This window comes from Flavobacterium sp. 103, assembly GCF_003096795.1.
Classification (GTDB): Bacteria; Bacteroidota; Bacteroidia; order Flavobacteriales; family Flavobacteriaceae; genus Flavobacterium.
On the sequence record NZ_QENX01000001.1, the window covers coordinates 3,018,844 to 3,036,990 of the forward strand.

The following is an 18,147-nucleotide window of genomic DNA, read 5'->3' on the forward strand; positions in this document are numbered from 1 at the left end:
AATAATTTACAATCTTGATTTTCAAGAAATTGCTAAATTTTATCTAATATAAAAAGAATTCTGTTATCTACACTATCTTTTGGCACTTCAATTAGATTATATCCATAATCTGTGTACGTTTTAGTAAGGTGTTTGTAGATGGTTTTTGCCTGTTCAAAGTTTTCATAACGCTCACTGTCACTTTCATAAATCTCCTCCCAAGGCGGAAGCATAAAAATTTTGGTATATACATTTTCGCGACAGGCATTATCAAAATGCTCTGGAAAATCATCACCAATATAATCTAGGTAAGCAACAACGTCAGGGATTCCACGGTCAATAAATACCCATTTATGAGGTTCATTTTGGGCGTTGTTAAATTGTTTTATTCTGCCGTCAAGCAACATTTGGCTAAACAATAAAGGATCTTCCAGAAACAATTGTTCAATACCTCTTTTCTGTGCTTCCAGTGTAACTTCACGAGAAATTTCGGGATAACAGCAATAGCCTTTCGTTTCGAGGCCTTTAATAATAGAGCTTTTCCCAGTACCAGGGCCGCCAATGATAACAATAATTTCTTTCTGCACTTTCTGTAATTAAGCGGCAAAAATACTCAAACTTATTGGAAATTAAAAAGTTTATTGATTGCTAATTGCAGCCGAATATTTTGGAGCGAAAGATGGGGCTTTTTCAGGAAAAATAGTTCCTGCTGTCCGCTATATTTCCCGATTAACAAAAACTACGGCAAAAAGCCTTGTTTTTCTAAATCGGGAGATGCCGCTTCCATCAGGGCTAAAGGAGAGGCATAGTGTGTTTTTGTAAACATAATTTTGATTGAAATTTATCTTAAAATAAAAGAAAAATGTTAGAAAGGCACTTCTTATTTTGAAAATCTTAAAACGATACTTATAATTCCTAAATCTAAAATCTAAAATCTAAAATCTAAAACGTATATTTGCCTTTATTTTTAATTTAAGAATGGACAACGATAAAGAAAAAGAGACTGCAGAGTTTTATGAAAGACTGAAGGCTGAGTTAGATCTAAGTAATTCTTGGCCTGCAGAATATTTGTTTAAATTTATAGTTCCCACAACCGAGGAAAATATCCTGAAAGTAGAAGATGCATTCAATTGCATGGGGGCAGTAATCAAAACAACAAAATCCAGAACAGGGAAATTTACCAGTATTTCGGTGGATTTAATGGTTAAGGATTCGCAAGAAATAATTGACAAGTACCAAGAATTATCCACAATAGAAGGTATAGTTTCCTTATAATTATGATCGAAAAATATAAAAAAGAAAACGCGAACGATGTTGTTTTCAATTTGGAATACAATTCCGAAAGAAAGCATTTAATCATTCCGGAATATGGTCGTCATTTGCAAAAATTGATTGAGCAGGCTACTATTATAGAAGATGATGCAGAACGCAACAAAGCTGCAAAATATATCATTCAGGTAATGGGAAGTTTGAATCCTCACTTGAGAGACGTACCCGATTTTCAGCACAAACTTTGGGATCAGCTTTTCATCATGTCTGATTTTAAGTTAGTAGCCGATTCACCTTATCCGATTCCGTCAAGGGAAGTGCTACAATTGAAACCTGATGTTTTAAAATACCCGCAAAATTACCCAAAATACAGGTATTATGGTAATAACATCAAATACATGATTGATGTTGCCAACAAATGGGAAGAAGGAGAAATGAAAAGCGCATTGGTCAAAGTAATTGCCAATCACATGAAAAAGTCCTATTTGAGTTGGAATAAAGATACTGTAAAAGATGACGTGATTTTTGAGCATCTTTATGAATTATCAGACGGGAAACTGAATTTGCTGCAAAGTTCAGAGGAATTATTAAACACCACCGATTTACTAAGAACCAATAAAAGGGTTTCCAATAAAATTGGTCCGGCTGGACAACCAAAAATTCAAAGCAACAAGAATAATAAAACGGGAAAACCAAAACCGTTCCAAAAAAACAAATAAAAAGAGATGCTAAGAAACTGAGACTCTAAGTTTCTGAGATATTGAATGAAAGTTCACGGAAATCTTAGAAACTTAGGGTCTTAGAAACTTAGAATCTTTAAGTCAAAGAATCTTAAATCAAAAACATGGAAGTTTTCAAAATAGAAGGAGGAGTTCATCTAAAAGGGGAAGTAATACCGCAAGGAGCGAAAAACGAAGCGTTACAAATTTTGTGTGCTGTACTTTTAACGCCAGAAAAAATAACAATCAACAATATTCCTGATATTATCGATATTAACAAATTGATAAAACTTTTAGGGAATTTGGGAGTTAAAATTGAGAAACTAGGACATGGTTCTTATACTTTTCAATCCGATGAGGTAAATGTTGAATATCTGGAAACCGAAGCTTTCAAGAAAGAAGGAGGATCTCTTCGTGGTTCCATTATGATTGTTGGACCGCTTTTGGCACGTTTTGGAAAAGGATATATCCCGAAACCGGGTGGTGACAAAATTGGACGCCGTAGATTGGATACCCATTTTGAAGGATTCATCAATTTAGGTGCTAAATTTAGATATAACAGAGAAGACCATTTTTATGGAGTAGAAGCTCCAGACGGACTTGTTGGTGCCGATATGTTATTGGATGAAGCATCTGTAACTGGAACTGCCAATATTGTTATGGCTGCCGTTTTGGCCAAAGGAAAAACAACTGTTTACAATGCTGCCTGTGAGCCATATTTGCAACAACTTTGTAAAATGTTGAACTCTATGGGAGCTAAGATTACAGGAGTTGGTTCTAATTTATTGACTATTGAAGGAGTTGAAAAATTAGGTGGTTGTGTTCATAGAATTTTACCGGATATGATCGAAATTGGTTCTTGGATTGGTCTTGCGGCTATGACAAGAAGTGAAATTACAATCAAAGATGTAAGCTGGGAGAATCTAGGAGTGATCCCAAATGTATTCAGAAAACTAGGAATTACATTAGAGAAACGTGGAGATGATATTTTTATTCCAGAACATAAAGATGGATACGAAGTAAAAACCGATATCGATGGTTCAATCCTTACTATCGCCGATGCACCTTGGCCAGGATTCACACCCGATTTGCTGAGTATCGTATTGGTAGTGGCGACACAAGCCAAAGGTGATGTTTTGATTCACCAAAAAATGTTCGAAAGCCGTTTGTTCTTTGTCGACAAATTGATTGATATGGGAGCCAAAATCATGTTGTGTGATCCACATAGAGCTGTGGTTATAGGTCATGATTTTAAATCGGTTCTAAAAGCAACAACAATGTCTTCTCCTGATATTCGTGCAGGAATCTCATTATTGATTGCGGCATTATCTGCAAAAGGAACCAGCACAATTCAAAATATTGAGCAAATTGATAGAGGATATGAGCGCATAGATGAGCGTTTAAGAGCAATAGGAGCAAAAATAGTTCGAGAAAAACAATAAGAAATAACAATTTAAAATCGCTTAAATAAATTTAATTTTCATTTGAAATTAGTTTGTTTAAGCGATTTTTAGCATTATAAAATGGAATATGAGGGATAACACTAATGAGCAAAAAGCCATAAAAGCGACCTATTTTAGTATAATTGGGAACACTTCCCTCGCTCTTATAAAAGGATTGGCTGGCTTTTTCGGAAATTCCTATGCTTTAGTGGCTGATGCAATAGAGTCTACAACAGATATTTTTGCTTCTCTTTTGGTTTTATTTGGGATAAAATATTCCAATAGACCAGCTGATGACAATCATCCCTACGGGCACGGTAGAGCCGAGCCATTGATTACCTTTTTGGTAGTTGGTTTTTTGATTACATCGGCTACGATTATTGGTTATGAGAGTATCATAAATATTCAAACTCCCCATGAATTACCAAAATCTTGGACGCTTTATGTACTTGGCGCCATCATTCTTTGGAAAGAGTATTCGTTTCGATTGGTGATGAAAAGAAGTAAAGAAACCAACAGTTCTTCTCTCAAAGCCGATGCATGGCATCACAGAAGCGACGCTTTAACTTCAATTGCTGCATTTATAGGGATTTCGATCGCTTTGTTTTTAGGGAAAGGATATGAAGCAGCCGATGATTGGGCGGCATTGTTTGCCTCAGTTTTTATTTTGTATAATAGTTACCTGATTTTTAGACCAGCCCTTGGCGAAATTATGGACGAACATTTATACGATGATTTGGTTGAAGAAATAAGGGAGGTCTCTCATCAAGTGGATGGAATTATTGATACCGAAAAATGTTTTATCAGAAAAGCGGGGATGAAATACCATGTTGATCTTCATGCTAGAGTGAAAGGTTCAATTACGGTAAAAGAAGGGCACGATTTATCCCATTTACTAAAAGACACACTACGGGAGAAAATACCGGAATTGGGTCATGTCTTGATTCATATTGAGCCGGATTAGAAATAATTATAAAAAGCAAAACCAATACTGTTCAAAAAGTATTGGTTTTTTTATTGCTATTTGGAATTAAATTTAATTCAAGAATTTTATTCCAACAATTACACCGTCTTTTTGAAATCCATTTTGATAAGAACGAACATAATCCAGTCGGAACATTTTGAATTTTCCAAAACCGAGATTATCCAAGCCTATACTATATTCGGCATACGGATTCATATTGGGTATAGCCAGTAGGTGATAACCTAAAACCAAGTTTGATTTAAGAAGATTCAACAACGGAATTTTATTCATGATATAACCTTTGTCGTTGTGTTCTGTATGCAGTTCAAAATAGCTGTCGTTGGTGCTGTTGGTGTAATAAGGCATCAAATTGAATACGTTCAAATAACTTTCAGAGAACCCGATATAGGTTTGATTGCCATTAAAATGTTTGTAATCTACGAATGAAATTTGATCGGCATTAAAGAATTTGCCTCCTTTTGCATTCAAGGATAAAATGCCTTTGTTTCCAAGTTTTGCATCATATTCAATCTTGGCTTTAAAATGATCAAATTCATATTTTTTTTCGCTCCCAGCAAATCCTTTTTCATAACCCAATGTCAAAATAGGATAATTTCCGTTTGAAAAATTATACTTTCCGTCTGGACGTGTGATATAATCTTGGTCAAAATTGATTGTAGCTTCCACTTTGGCTTTTACCAAATTGTATTTTTCGAATGCAGGAATTGTATAATCTTTCGGTGCCCAAGGATTATTGGATGTGTAGTTTTTTTCTTTTGGAAAAAAGGTTTGGTCTGTGGTGTTTGATAACGGTTTGTTTTCAAGATAATCGACTTTGGCTTTCATGAAAATCCCATTAGTTACTTCTCGTTGATATAAAAATGAGATAAAATTATTTTCATAAATCTTCATGAAATTTTCTTCGAAAAACAAAGTGGTAACGGAGTTTAATAATTCTTTTATAGGCTTTTCTTCATTGAACTGGGCTACACGATTTCCGCCTGAAATTTGAATTTCACTTTTGTTCGTATTATTGAATTTATGGATAAAGCTTCCCGTTGACCTAAATTTGTCTTCGGAGAAACCATAATCAAAATCAGCTCCAAATCGAGTGTATTTCCCGTTTTCACGATCGTTTTTTGTATAGGACAATCCAGTAGCAATTTTCCAGCCCTGAACCGTGTTGAAATTAACACCTGTTAGTATTCCAGCATAGTTTGCAGACCATTTTTGAAAGGAATTTTTATAAGTATAGCCAGTAATTGGATCTAAAAAGTGGAATTTATTATTCTTTTTGTCGATAGAATCTAGGTATACCTGTGATTTCTTTTTGGTCTGCAAAATATCTTTCTTGGTGTAATCGGTACTTTCTTCGATGGTTAGAGGGATTGGACGAATGGTATTCCAATATTCGTCTCCTTTTTTGTTGGCATTTTCTTCAAAAGTCAGAACTTCTTTTGTGAAGGTTTTTTTTGTGAATGTTGGTTCAAATTCAAAATTTGAAAAGACATAAGTGAATTTTCCCGAAACATTAATACTTAATATTCCGAAGATGAAATCGATAGTTTGAGTATTCTTTACCCAAATTTTGCTTTCTGAATTGTAACTGAAGTTTTGTTTTAAAGTCAATAAGTTCAACGCGGGATTTTGCATTTGTTCTCCTTTAATGTTAACATCAACTGCATATATTGCCCAACTGTCATCTACAATATAAATGTAGCCTTCCATGACGGGTTCTGATTCTCTTTTTGGAGTGACTTTTATTTTATTGATTTGTTGGTTGTTTTCGTTGTAAAAGGAACCTTCCAGTTTGTATTTATAGTAGTTAAAAGCATTGTCAGCAATTGGAGAAACTACATTTACATCAAATGGCAAATAATTATCATAAAAATCAAAATTGGCTGATGCAGCATTGTTAAAACTGAATCCACTATCGTTGCCGCTTACTTTGGATGCGATAATGGTCTCTTTCATTTTGTCTGGCTTCTGGAAAGCGATTTTTGAAACGGTTTCCGATAAATAGAGTATACCACTGCGGGTGGAATCCAGTACTTCATCAAACATGTCTAATTTCTTCCCTAGAATCTTTTTCGGGGCGTCTTTGATTCGGAAAATACCTCGAGAATAAAAATCGGCCTTGTATTTAGCTGTTTTTTCAATGTTTACTTTTTTACTGGCAATGGCATTCTTTATAATTTGATTGGCGGGATTGTCTTTAGGATTAATTACAACTTCATTTAAAGTAAAACTTTCCTCTACCAATTTTACATCCAAATTATAAGGAAAAGAGGTAATGTCCAAATCTAGTTTTTGAGTTTTGAATCCTAAAAATTGAAATACAATTGTGTGTTTTCCGAGCTTTTTTGTGCTTAATTCATAGAAGCCTTGCTCGTTGGAAGTTGTTCCATTATAGGTGTTGTCTTCATAAATGGTAACGGATGGCAAAGGATTTCCTTTATCGTCGGTTATTTTGCCTTTAATTTGGGCAAAACTGAAAAGGCCATTAACTAAAAAAAAGAACAAAAAAGCATTTTTCATAAATTGTAGTTTTAATGTTGGACGCTTTTTTGTAAGATTGTTACATGTAAATAGAGCTGGTTTATTGTAAAGATTTGTTAAAAAAATACTATAAAAATGACTGAATAGCCAAATCATAACTTTTTAAACCGAACCCTAGAATTACACCTTTGGCATTTCCAGAAATATAAGATTGATGTCTGAAACTTTCACGCGCATAAGTATTTGAAATATGAACTTCAATTACTGGGGTGGTTACTGCTTTTATGGCGTCTCCAATTCCTATTGAAGTATGAGTATAAGCGCCAGCATTAAGGATAATACCATCATAATTAAAGCCTAGTTCCTGTATTTTACCAATTAATTCTCCTTCGATGTTGCTTTGATAGTAAGTTAATTCTATTTTGGGAAACTTATTTTTTAAAAGTTCAAAATAATCTTCGAAAGTTTGGGTTCCATAAACTTCAGGTTCTCTTTTTCCCAGTAAATTTAAATTTGGACCATTAAGGATGGCTATTTTCATATGTTGATATTTATTGTTTTTTATAGGTCATATGTAATTGATGGGAGCTATTATTTTATTGGAGCCATCGAACTACGTTTCGCATATCATAATTGGTACTAGTGACCAATTTAGAGTCATGCTCATTTCTTAATTTTTTTGTTTTTGTAAAAATAAATAATCCCTATAGATTAAAGATGTATTTTTTGTCAAAAAGCCATTGTTTTTTTTAATAAAACGAAGTATCGTTGTTTTGTTAGGAATAAAAGTCTCTTTTTGGATTCTACAATGTGATTTGTTCTTTTAGTTTTTCTTAAACTGTTTTTGTTTAGTTATTTAATTTTTTGTTTTATTTTAAGAAATAGAAGTTTAAGAAGTTATTTTAAGATTAAATTAAGTTTTGGTTGATTAATGTTAGTCGGTATTTCGTACATTTATTCACGTATTAACAAACAAAACAAAAAAATATGAAAAAAATTATTTTATTATTGGTAGCAGTTTTTGCTTTTAGTTTTGCAAATGCTCAAGAATCGGGAATGACTAAGGCTACTTTTTCAAAAGGAGATATGTGGCTTGAAGGCGGAATTACTTTAACTACTGGAGACAGCAGTAACGATTATTTTGCGTTAACACCTAAATTTGGTTATTTTTTGGATGAAAAATGGGCTGTAGGTGCTGATTTTAATATCTCAACAGTGTCTTATTTGCCTAACAGTAATAATCTTGACAAATCAAGCTCGTATGGAATCGGAGTATTTGCAAGATATTATTTTTTGAATTTAGGAAATTTCAAGGCATTTGGAGAAGCGGGATTGGGTTACAACCATACAAAATTAGAGTATATTAATGGTTCAACTAATATGAATAATGGTATCAAAGCCAATATTGATTTGGGAATCAATTATTTTTTCACTCCCAAATGGGCTGCAACATTTACGCTAGCTGAGATTTTAAGTTATAATAATGCAAACCCTGAAAATGGTTCAAGTACTAGCGACTTAGTGATTAATGTGAATTTATTCAACAATGTCTTTGCTCAACCTAAATTTGGACTATTATACAAATGGTAGTTTAATTATTTCGATTTATCAAAACCTCTCAACTCGAGAGGTTTTTTTTTACCTAAAAAAGTTCTTACTTTGTTCAAATGAATTGGGAATCGTATCTAAAGAGTTATCAGTCCTATCTTAAGATTGAAAGAGGTTTATCAAAAAACACCATTGATAATTATTCTTTCGATATTGAGCGGTTGTGTTTGTTTTTGAATCAAAATTCGATTCAAGTTTCGCCTATAACCATTAATGAAGAAACAGTGCAGCAATTCATTTATGCGGTTTCCAAAGAAGTAAATCCTAGATCACAGGCCCGAATAATTTCGGGTTTGAAAAGCTTTTTCTCATATTTAATATTTGAAGATTTTAGAAATGACAATCCTTTGGAATTGATCGAATCTCCGAAAACAGGACGCAAACTGCCTGATACCTTGGCAGTCGAGGAAATTGACGCCATTATTTCGGCAATCGATTTGAGTTCCAATGAAGGGGAGCGTAATAGGGCATTGCTGGAAACTTTATACGGTTGCGGACTTCGGGTTTCCGAATTGGTAGCCTTAAAGATATCCGATTTGTTTTTTGAGGAAGGATTTATCAAAATTACCGGAAAAGGGAATAAACAACGTTTTGTTCCAGTGGGGGATTTGACCCAAAAATACATTGGAATTTATAGAAATGAAGTGCGCGTTCATTTAAATATTCAAAAAGGTTTTGAAGATACTTTGTTTTTGAACCGAAGAGGGCGACAATTGACTCGCGCTATGATTTTTACTATTATCAAGGATTTGGCGGTAAAAATCAATCTGAATAAAAAAATAAGTCCGCATACTTTCAGGCATTCTTTTGCCACCCATCTGTTGGAAAATGGTGCCGATTTGCGCTCGATTCAATTGATGCTTGGTCACGAATCCATTACTACGACAGAAATTTATGTGCATTTGGATAGAAAATTTTTAACAGAAGTAATGAATGCTTATCATCCTAGGAAGTAATTTTTGTATTAAATCTAGTATTTTATGTTAATATCTGTTTTGGATTCAATATTTTTGTTAGTACATCAATGAAGTATCATAAGTTATGATTTTTACAGCCAATAAAAACCCAGAAGACTTAAATAAATTATACGAAAGTTTAATTAAGCAGCTTCCGAATATTATTTTTCAGATAAGGGTGAATTCCCAAAAACAAATTTCAGTTGATTTTTTGAGTAAACCTATTGAGTTTTTGAATGAGTTTTCCATAAATGAATTTCTGGAAGACTCATACAAATTATCGAATTATAAAATTTATGAACCAGATTTAAAAGTCTTTTTGGATTCTTACGAAAAGGCTATTACAAGCAATGAAAAGTGGGAGATTGATTTCAGACTGCTAATGCCAGAAAGCGGTTATAAATGGATTCGTATTGATGCCACGCCGAAGAAAAATGATAATGAGGAGGTGGTTTTTTACGGCCTGATTTCAGACATAACGGTTGTAAAAGAACAGGAAATCAGATTAAAGGTAGCGGACGAAAGGTATCATTTTGCGGTACAAGCATCGGATAGGGGAGTCTGGGACTGGGATTTGATAACCAATAAAGTCTATTATTCCTCAGAGTCGATGAAAATTTTGGAATTGACAGAATCAGATTTGGTTGCCGCTCCCGAAGAATGGGACGAAAGAGTACATCCAGACGATAGAGATGAATATTATGGTAACATAAATCTGCATTTTGACAATAAAATTCCTTTTTATGAGACCTGTCACCGCGTTCTCTGTAATGGTAAATACAAATGGATTTTGGACAGGGGTAAAGTCATAGAAAGAGACGATGATGACAAGCCAATGCGAATCGTAGGTACACATACCGACATATCTGCCCAAAAAGAAAAAGAAATTGAGCTGGCCAAAATGCTCGAAATTGTAAATACCCAAAACAATAAGTTGCTGAATTTTGCCCATATTGTATCCCACAATTTAAGAACTCATAGCGGTAATATAAAATCACTGCTGGATTTGCACCAGGAAGGGCTTCTCTCGAACGAAGATACGTTTAGTAATATTCAGATCGTTTCGGATGAATTGTTCTCTACAATCGAAAATTTAAACGATTTGGTTAGTATATACACCGAGCGGGAAAACAATATGCAATTGTTGAAAGTCAATAGTTTTATTGATAAAGTTTTGGACGTTTTGAATGAGTCAATTAAGCTAAAAGGAATTCAGGTTATGAATTATGTTCCTGGCGGAGTAAAAGTATTTTGCGTGCCGGCCTATCTGGAAAGCATCATGTTGAACTTGGTTACCAATGCAATCAAATATTCCGATCCTAACAAAGAACCCAAAATCATTTTTACAGCTGAGGCAAATGATGATTTTGTTGTCTTGAACGTAAAAGACAATGGCTTGGGAATTGATCTCGAAAAGCATAAAGACTCTATTTTTGGATTGTATAAAACATTCCACAGAAACAACGATGCGAGGGGAGTTGGTTTATATCTTACCAAAAACCAAATTGAAAACATGGGAGGTAAAATTGAGGTTGAAAGTACTCTCAATTTTGGATCCACCTTTAAAATTTATTTCAAGAAAGGCTAAAAAAAAACAATAAGGAGCGAAACAATAGGTATTATCGGGAAATATAGTTCCTGCTGTTCGCTATATTTCCCGATTAACAAAAACTACGGCAAAAAAGCCTTGTTTTTCTAAATCGGGAGATACCGCTTCCATCAGGGCTAAAGAGCCAGCAATAGTGTGTTTTTGGAAACATCATCTGACTTTAAAATAAAAAAATCCAAATTCCAATTATTGATAAATTGGGATTTGGATTTTTTTGGTATTTTACTCTCTGTTGCTTTGGCAACGTATAGTGGCTTTATTTTGCGATATTAACAGCTCTGGTTTCTCTGATTACGGTAACTTTTACTTGACCAGGATAGGTCATTTCAGTTTGTATTTTCTGAGAGATTTCAAATGATAAATTAGCCGCATTTTCATCAGATACTTTTTCGCTTTCTACAATTACACGAAGTTCTCTACCAGCTTGGATAGCATAAGCATTTTTAACGCCATTAAATCCGTAAGCCACTTCTTCAAGATCTTTTAAACGTTGAATGTAAGAATCCAAAACTTGTCTTCTTGCACCTGGTCTTGCACCCGAAATAGCATCACAAACCTGAATAATTGGAGATAGTAACGATTTCATTTCTATTTCGTCGTGGTGGGCTCCAATTGCATTACAAACTTCTTCTTTCTCACCATATTTTTCAGCCCATTGCATACCCAATAATGCGTGTGGTAAATCGCTTTCCGCATCCGGCACTTTACCAATATCGTGAAGTAAACCGGCTCTTTTGGCAAGTTTAACATTCAATCCTAATTCGGCTGCCATGATTCCACAAAGTTTAGAAACTTCACGGGAGTGTTGCAATAAGTTTTGTCCGTAAGAAGAACGGTATTTCATTCTACCAACTACTTTTATCAATTCTGGATGTAAACCGTGGATTCCTAAATCAATCACGGTACGTTTACCTACTTCGATAATTTCATCATCAATTTGTTTAGTTGTTTTGGCAACTACTTCTTCAATACGTGCTGGGTGGATACGTCCGTCAGTAACTAATTTGTGTAGTGCCAAACGGGCAATTTCTCTACGCACAGGGTCGAAACAAGAAAGAATAATTGCCTCCGGTGTATCGTCAACGATAATCTCAACTCCAGTTGCTGCTTCAAGAGCTCTAATATTTCTACCTTCACGTCCAATGATTCTTCCTTTTACATCATCCGATTCAATGTTGAAAACAGATACACAGTTTTCTACAGCTTCTTCGGTACCAACTCGTTGAATAGTGTTGATGATGATTTTTTTGGCTTCCTGTTGTGCTGTTAATTTAGCTTCTTCAATAGTGTCTTGAATATGAGACATTGCCTTGCTCTTCGCTTCACCTTTAAGGCCTTCAATAAGTTGTTCTTTGGCTTCATCGGCAGATAGTCCAGAAATAACTTCCAGCTGTTGCAATTGACTTTTGTGTAGTCTGTCAACCTCTAGTTGTTTTTTCTCTAAATTTTCAATTTTAGACTCGTATTCTGCAGTTTTTGCTTCAAAATCATCATTTACTTTTTTAGCTTTTGATAATTCATTTGAAATTTGGGATTCTTTGTCACGAACTCTTTTTTCTACTTCAGCAACTTTTTTGTCTCTGGCTAGAATTACTTGTTCATGTTCCGATTTTAATTCAATGAATTTTTCTTTTGCTTGAAGGATTTTATCTTTTTTGATGTTTTCGGCTTCAAGATTAGCGTCTTTTAGTATTGAGGCTGCTTCTTTTTTGGCACTTTTAATTAAATTAGAGATATTGCTTTTTTCGATGATTTTGGCGATGCCAAATCCTAATGCAATACCTGTAATTCCTGAAATAATTATTGTTATGATGTCCATGTTTGTTAAAAATTTATATATAAAAAAAGCCTACATTAGAAGTTGTATAAACTCGAAAAGACAAGTTTTGAGCTAACTCACTGTTCAAGTTTCCTCGCCGAAGCGTGGCATGCTTTAGTAGTGATGATTTGCTCATTCTAAATTGTTAGTGTTGAGTTTACCAATATGAACTAATGTAGGCAGTATCTTAGTCTTTGTAAAGAACGTTTAATTTTCGAGATATTCGTCTAAAAGCAAATTGATTTTGTTTAATCTTTCAATGGTTTCTTCTCCATTTATAGCATTATCAATCTGTTTTTGTTCTGCTTGAGAAGCAAATTGTAAGGCACACATCGCCAATACATCTTGTTTATCTCGCACAGCATAATTTTCTTCAAACTGCTTAATCATCGCATCAATTTTTTTTGAAGCACTTCTAAGTCCTTCTTCCTGAGTGAAATCTACCGTTAGCGGGTAAACTCTGTCAGCAATTGATATTTTAATTTTAAGCTTTTCGTCCATATTTTTTACTAATCTGATAGCTGGGCTATACAGTAATCAATTTCACGAATTATTGAATTTATTTTAAGCTTTGTATCTCTTTTGTTATCGTCACTGCCTAATAATGCATTGGCTATTTTGAGTGTTTCTAATTGTGTTTTTAACGCTTCAATCTCTTTGGATTGAGTTTGTATTAACACTGCAGCGTTCTTTAACTCTAGATATAATTCTTGATTGTTTTTTTCTAAACTTTTTATTTTCAAAAAAAGTTTTCCAATCTTATTTTCAAGAGTATCAATTATTTCTGCAATCACACTCATTATAATTCCTATTCATTACTTAATCTTACAAAGTTAGTATTCCTTTTTATTATTGCAATATTTTATCGATTTTTTTACGTTAAAATAATCAATTATTTAAAAATCAGTTTATTGTATTTTGGTTTTGTTTTGTCTTGTGGGTATTAGTTGCTTTTTTTATCTTAGCAAAAATGTATTCCATGAAATGAGCATGATTGTAAATTGGTCGCAAACACCAATGAAGTTATGCGAATTCCATATTCCAATGAAAAAAATATTATCCACATATGAAATTTTCTTTTTTTTTGCTAGTATTCACTACGACACTTTTTGCTCAAACAGATTATCCTAAAAATTATTTTTGTCCTCCACTTGATATTCCGTTGCAATTATCCGGAAATTTTGGTGAATTGAGACCGAATCACTTTCACGCGGGTTTTGATTTGAAAACACTTCAAAAAGAAGGCTTAAATGTCTATGCTGTAGCCGATGGATATGTTTCCAGAATCAAGATTTCCACTTTTGGAAACGGAAAGACAATTTATATCGATCATCCCAACGGTTTTACTTCAGTGTATGGACATTTGCAAAAAGCGACTGATTCTATTGAGAGTTTCATAAAGAAAACGCATTATAAAGAAAAGTCGTTTGAAATTGAAATGTATTTTAAACCCAATGAAATGCCTGTCAAAAAAGGACAATTAATTGCGGTTTCCGGAAATACTGGTGCTTCGGAAGGACCACATTTACATTTTGAATTTCGAGATACTAAAACAGAGAAAATCATTAACCCAATGTTTTTTGGATTTGATGCTTTGATGAAAGATACCAAAAAGCCAATAGTCTCGAATTTGTATGCTTATCCTTTAGATTCAAAAACAACAGTAAATCATTCAAAACGGCCTATTCCAATTAATTTATCCTTGCAAAAGGACGGAACTTATATGGCTGATAAGGTTATTGCCAACGGGAAAATTGGTTTTGGTATTATAGCTTATGATTATGATGATGTGTCTTTCAATAAAAATGGAGTTTTTGATGTGAATTTGTCCTGTAACGGAAAATCTATCTTTGGTTATCAATTTAATACCTATTCTTTTGATGAAATGAGATATGTAAATGCTTTGATTGATTATTCGCTTTATAAAAAATCGGGGCAAAGAATCCAAAAACTGTTTATGAATCCGCCTTATAATTTGAGCATTATAAAAACAGACGAAACAAATGGAATTATTACAGTGCTTCCCAATTTGACTTCGGTTTGTAGTTTGAATGTTTCTGATTTTTATGGAAATAAAACCGCAATTTCGATTCCAGTAGAATATGACTTGCTTGCAACCATAATCGAAAAAGAACCTATTGTTGCTAATTATGTTGTAAAAGCATCTAAGGATTGCTTTTTTGAAAAAGATAAATGTTCTGTTTTCTTTCCGGCCGGCACATTTTATAATGACTTTAATTTGAATTTTGATGTAAGAAATAATGTTTTGACGGTACATGATGATACTGTTCCTGCACACACAAATTTTACAATTACTATGCAAAGCGGTAGTTATCCAGCGAATCTAAAAGATAAAGTATTTATTGGTCGAATAGAAGGAGGAAGAGTGAGTTATAATACGACTCGCGAAAAAAACAATGTTTATGAGACCAGAGTGAAAACTTTAGGACAGTATAAATTGGCTTTAGATACTATTGTTCCCGTAATTAAGATTGCAAAATCTATTGAGGGGAAAAAATTGGACAATCAAAAATTACTTCAAGTAAGTATTTCGGATGGTTTGTCGGGGGTCAAATCGTATAATGGGTACCTTAACGGAAAATGGATTTTGATGGAGTATGATAACAAAACTGGACTATTGACTCATGATTTTAGTGATGGAATTGTTGCTGATGGGGACAATGAATTAAAAGTTGTTGTAGTTGATAATGTAGGGAATTCTTCTATCTTTGAAACTCATTTTCTAAGAAATCAAAAACAGTAAAAGTAAAATCAATTGAATATTTTTAAATCCCTGTGTTGTTTTATTTTTTTATGGATGGGAATGAATTCATTTGCTCAAACGTCTTTAGTAAAAGGTGTCGTTTTGGATGAAAAGAATCTGCCTGTTGAGGGCGTGAATGTATCTTGTCCTAATAATAATACCCAGACAAACGAAAAGGGATTTTATCAAATCGCTATTCCTTCCAATCAAAAAAATACAATAGAATTCACCCATATTTCTTTAAAAAAAGCAAGTCTAAAAGTTTCTTTAAAACCAAATGAAGTTTATGTGTTTAATATGCACATGAACGATCAACAGGAACAAATGGGTGAGGTCATCATCAATAGTAATAATAAGAAAACAGTTCAAGGGATTATTACTTTTGAAGCCAAAGACATTCGTTTTATTCCTGGTGCCAATGCAGGTATCGAAAATGTTTTGAAAACATTGCCTGGAGTCAATTCGAATAATGAACTCAGTACCCAATATTCGGTTCGCGGAGGAAATTATGACGAAAATTTGGTTTATGTTAATGAAGTCGAAGTGTACCGTCCCTTTTTGATTCGATCTGGACAGCAGGAAGGATTGAGTTTTGTTAATACTGATTTAGTACAAAATATTGAATTTTCGGCAGGAGGTTTTCAGGCAAAGTACGGTGATAAAATGTCTTCAGTTTTGGATATTACCTATAGGAATCCGACACAATTTGGAGCAATTCTTGAAATGAGTTTTTTAGGTGGAAGCCTTGCTGTTGATGCAGTTTCTAAAGATAAAAAATGGTCAACAATTACGGGAATAAGATATAGAAATAATAGTCTTCTTGTCAATAGCCAGGAAACCCAAACGAATTATACTCCTACTTTTGCGGATATCCAAACCAATATCAATTATCAGGCTTCATCAAAATGGAATTGGAGTTTTCTAGGTAATATTTCTCAGAATAAATATTTGTATCAGCCGTTGACTCGCCAAACCAATTTTGGTACTGCAGATGCACCAATGGCTCTTGCTGTTTATTACGAAGGCAAGGAGAAAGATAAATACGATACTTATTTTGGGGCTTTAAAAAGCACTTATCAAGTAAGTGATAGTTTTGCATTAAAATTTATCGGGTCTGTATTTCATACGATAGAGCAAGAATATTTTGATATTTATGCTCAATATCGTCTAGGGGAGGTGGATACAAATATAGGATCGGATACTTATGGAGATATTCAGTTTTCAAGAGGAATTGGTTCCCAACTCAATCACGCCCGAAATGATTTGGATGCTTTAATTGCCAATTTGGAAGTTAAAGGCTTTAAAAATTGGAAACAAAATCAAATCGAATGGGGAGTTAAATATACCCGAGAGTCCATTCGCGACCGAGTTTCAGAATGGGAAGTTATTGACTCAGCAGGATTTTCAATACGACCTCCAAAGATATTACCAAAAAACGATGAGCCATATCAGCCTTATTCAGGACTGTTGATTCCGTATCAATATGTATATGCAACTAATTTTACGAATATCGATAGATTTTCGGCTTATGGGCAATGGGGGCGTAAAGATAATTTAGGGACAAACGAAATCTGGTATAATTTGGGTGTACGAATGCAAAGTTGGGAAGTATCGGGTGATAATTTAGCCAGTAATCTTCAGACTATTTTTAGCCCGAGAGCACAATTTGCGATAAAGCCAGATTGGAAAAAAGATATACTTTTCAGGTTTACTGCTGGTGTTTATAGTCAACCTCCATTTTATAGGGAACTGCGTGATTATGATGGAGTTGTCCAGTCCAATACGAAAGCCCAGAAATCCATAAATTTTGTTTTGGGTAATGATTATAGTTTCAAAATGTGGGAGCGCCCTTTTAAGTTGGTCACCGAAGCCTATTATAAAAAAATGACGGATGTAAATCCTTATACGGTTGATAATGTAAGGATACGTTATGCTGCGGATAATAATGCAGTTGCTTATGCACAAGGACTTGACCTTAGGCTCAACGGAGAATTTGTTCCCGGAACCGATTCTTGGATTAGTTTTGGATATTTAAAAACAGAAGAGAATATTGATAACAAAGGATATATCGCTAGACCAACGGATCAACGATTGAAATTTGGGCTTTTGTTCCAAGATTATATGCCAAAAATCCCAAGTTTGAAACTGTATCTTAATATGGTTTATAATACTGGATTGCCCGGTGGTTCGCCCGCTTACGCTGATCCCTATTTGTACCAAAACCGATTGAATGATTATCGCCGGGTTGATGTTGGTTTTTCTAAAGTGTTTATTGATCAAAAAGTAGGGATGTCCAGTAAGAAATTTTTCAAGGACTTTAAAGAGCTTTCTTTAGGCTTTGAAATTTTCAACCTTTTTAATAATCAAAATGCGATTACCAATACCTGGGTTCGTGATGTATATACCAAAACAGAATATGCGATTCCAAACTATATGACCACCCGAGTTTTTAATTTGAAGTTAAATATGAGATTGTAGCCTGTTTCTTGGAAGACCAGAATTAATAAATCTGTTGTATA

At 33.9% G+C, this 18,147-nt stretch carries 15 protein-coding genes; 9 read left to right on the forward strand and 6 right to left on the reverse strand.

The genetic code is table 11. The features are described 5' to 3' along the window. Positions 1–32: 32 nt before the first annotated feature. A complete protein-coding gene (locus C8C85_RS12650; RefSeq protein ID WP_116797378.1) occupies positions 33–566 on the reverse strand; it encodes an AAA family ATPase in 534 nt (177 codons plus the stop codon). 391 nt (positions 567–957) lie between these two features. On the opposite strand from C8C85_RS12650, the gene C8C85_RS12655 reads away from it, so the two are divergent. From C8C85_RS12655 to C8C85_RS12670, 4 genes are all read left to right on the forward strand, one after another. Beyond that, positions 958–1,254: a DUF493 family protein gene (locus C8C85_RS12655; protein ID WP_111410678.1), complete on the forward strand. Its 297-nt coding sequence runs from the start codon at positions 958–960 to the stop codon at positions 1,252–1,254. A 2-nt stretch (positions 1,255–1,256) separates the two neighbouring features. After that, on the forward strand, positions 1,257–1,967 hold the full coding sequence (locus C8C85_RS12660) for a DUF4290 domain-containing protein (RefSeq protein WP_116797379.1): 711 nt from the start codon (positions 1,257–1,259) through the stop codon (positions 1,965–1,967). 125 nt (positions 1,968–2,092) lie between these two features. Continuing rightward, positions 2,093–3,409, forward strand: coding sequence for a UDP-N-acetylglucosamine 1-carboxyvinyltransferase (murA, locus tag C8C85_RS12665; protein WP_116797380.1), 1,317 nt, complete (start codon positions 2,093–2,095; stop codon positions 3,407–3,409). Between the two features lie 88 nt (positions 3,410–3,497). Next, complete coding sequence (locus tag C8C85_RS12670; RefSeq protein WP_116797381.1) at positions 3,498–4,373, forward strand: cation diffusion facilitator family transporter; 876 nt, start codon at positions 3,498–3,500, stop codon at positions 4,371–4,373. A gap of 72 nt (positions 4,374–4,445) precedes the next feature. Here C8C85_RS12670 and C8C85_RS12675 read toward each other — a convergent pair whose 3' ends face one another. Both C8C85_RS12675 and aroQ read right to left on the reverse strand, forming a co-directional pair. Beyond that, positions 4,446–6,911 (reverse strand): DUF5686 and carboxypeptidase regulatory-like domain-containing protein, encoded by a 2,466-nt coding sequence (locus tag C8C85_RS12675; protein WP_116798482.1) that lies wholly within the window; start codon positions 6,909–6,911, stop codon positions 4,446–4,448. A gap of 88 nt (positions 6,912–6,999) precedes the next feature. After that, the gene (gene aroQ / locus C8C85_RS12680) at positions 7,000–7,413 is read right to left on the reverse strand and encodes a type II 3-dehydroquinate dehydratase (RefSeq protein WP_116797382.1); all 414 of its coding nucleotides are present in this window, start codon (positions 7,411–7,413) and stop codon (positions 7,000–7,002) included. Between the two features lie 446 nt (positions 7,414–7,859). On the opposite strand from aroQ, the gene C8C85_RS12685 reads away from it, so the two are divergent. From C8C85_RS12685 to C8C85_RS12695, 3 genes are all read left to right on the forward strand, one after another. Continuing rightward, the gene (locus tag C8C85_RS12685; RefSeq protein WP_116797383.1) at positions 7,860–8,462 is read left to right on the forward strand and encodes an outer membrane beta-barrel protein; all 603 of its coding nucleotides are present in this window, start codon (positions 7,860–7,862) and stop codon (positions 8,460–8,462) included. A gap of 77 nt (positions 8,463–8,539) precedes the next feature. Continuing rightward, positions 8,540–9,436, forward strand: coding sequence for a site-specific tyrosine recombinase (locus C8C85_RS12690; RefSeq protein ID WP_116797384.1), 897 nt, complete (start codon positions 8,540–8,542; stop codon positions 9,434–9,436). A gap of 85 nt (positions 9,437–9,521) precedes the next feature. Further along, positions 9,522–11,024, forward strand: a complete 1,503-nt coding sequence (locus C8C85_RS12695) for a PAS domain-containing protein (RefSeq protein WP_116797385.1) — start codon at positions 9,522–9,524, stop codon at positions 11,022–11,024. A gap of 277 nt (positions 11,025–11,301) precedes the next feature. Here the strand turns inward: C8C85_RS12695 and rny are convergent, their stop codons facing one another. From rny to C8C85_RS12710, 3 genes are all read right to left on the reverse strand, one after another. Then, complete coding sequence (rny, locus tag C8C85_RS12700; protein WP_116797386.1) at positions 11,302–12,864, reverse strand: ribonuclease Y; 1,563 nt, start codon at positions 12,862–12,864, stop codon at positions 11,302–11,304. Positions 12,865–13,071: 207 nt separating this feature from the next. Then, on the reverse strand, positions 13,072–13,365 hold the full coding sequence (locus C8C85_RS12705) for a cell division protein ZapA (RefSeq protein WP_116797387.1): 294 nt from the start codon (positions 13,363–13,365) through the stop codon (positions 13,072–13,074). Positions 13,366–13,373: 8 nt separating this feature from the next. Further along, complete coding sequence (locus tag C8C85_RS12710) at positions 13,374–13,664, reverse strand: hypothetical protein (RefSeq protein ID WP_116797388.1); 291 nt, start codon at positions 13,662–13,664, stop codon at positions 13,374–13,376. A gap of 266 nt (positions 13,665–13,930) precedes the next feature. Between C8C85_RS12710 and C8C85_RS12715 the strand changes: the two genes are divergently transcribed. Together C8C85_RS12715 and C8C85_RS12720 are read left to right on the forward strand one after the other, a co-directional pair. Continuing rightward, a complete protein-coding gene (locus C8C85_RS12715; RefSeq protein WP_116797389.1) occupies positions 13,931–15,628 on the forward strand; it encodes a M23 family metallopeptidase in 1,698 nt (565 codons plus the stop codon). 54 nt (positions 15,629–15,682) lie between these two features. Next, complete coding sequence (locus C8C85_RS12720) at positions 15,683–18,106, forward strand: carboxypeptidase-like regulatory domain-containing protein (protein ID WP_116797390.1); 2,424 nt, start codon at positions 15,683–15,685, stop codon at positions 18,104–18,106. Positions 18,107–18,147: the final 41 nt, after the last annotated feature.

Bases quoted from the DNA above. Each gene is read 5' to 3' on its own strand.
- C8C85_RS12715 (WP_116797389.1), top strand. From the start codon at position 13,931: ATGAAATTTTCTTTTTTTTTGCTAGTATTCACTACGACACTTTTTGCT.
- C8C85_RS12690 (WP_116797384.1), top strand. From the start codon at position 8,540: ATGAATTGGGAATCGTATCTAAAGAGTTATCAGTCCTATCTTAAGATT.
- C8C85_RS12685 (WP_116797383.1), top strand. From the start codon at position 7,860: ATGAAAAAAATTATTTTATTATTGGTAGCAGTTTTTGCTTTTAGTTTT.
- C8C85_RS12670 (WP_116797381.1), top strand. From the start codon at position 3,498: ATGAGGGATAACACTAATGAGCAAAAAGCCATAAAAGCGACCTATTTT.
- rny (WP_116797386.1), bottom strand. From the start codon at position 12,864: ATGGACATCATAACAATAATTATTTCAGGAATTACAGGTATTGCATTA.
- C8C85_RS12675 (WP_116798482.1), bottom strand. From the start codon at position 6,911: ATGAAAAATGCTTTTTTGTTCTTTTTTTTAGTTAATGGCCTTTTCAGT.
- C8C85_RS12720 (WP_116797390.1), top strand. From the start codon at position 15,683: ATGGGAATGAATTCATTTGCTCAAACGTCTTTAGTAAAAGGTGTCGTT.
- murA (WP_116797380.1), top strand. From the start codon at position 2,093: ATGGAAGTTTTCAAAATAGAAGGAGGAGTTCATCTAAAAGGGGAAGTA.
- C8C85_RS12660 (WP_116797379.1), top strand. From the start codon at position 1,257: ATGATCGAAAAATATAAAAAAGAAAACGCGAACGATGTTGTTTTCAAT.
- C8C85_RS12705 (WP_116797387.1), bottom strand. From the start codon at position 13,365: ATGGACGAAAAGCTTAAAATTAAAATATCAATTGCTGACAGAGTTTAC.
- C8C85_RS12655 (WP_111410678.1), top strand. From the start codon at position 958: ATGGACAACGATAAAGAAAAAGAGACTGCAGAGTTTTATGAAAGACTG.
- C8C85_RS12710 (WP_116797388.1), bottom strand. From the start codon at position 13,664: ATGAGTGTGATTGCAGAAATAATTGATACTCTTGAAAATAAGATTGGA.
- C8C85_RS12695 (WP_116797385.1), top strand. From the start codon at position 9,522: ATGATTTTTACAGCCAATAAAAACCCAGAAGACTTAAATAAATTATAC.
- aroQ (WP_116797382.1), bottom strand. From the start codon at position 7,413: ATGAAAATAGCCATCCTTAATGGTCCAAATTTAAATTTACTGGGAAAA.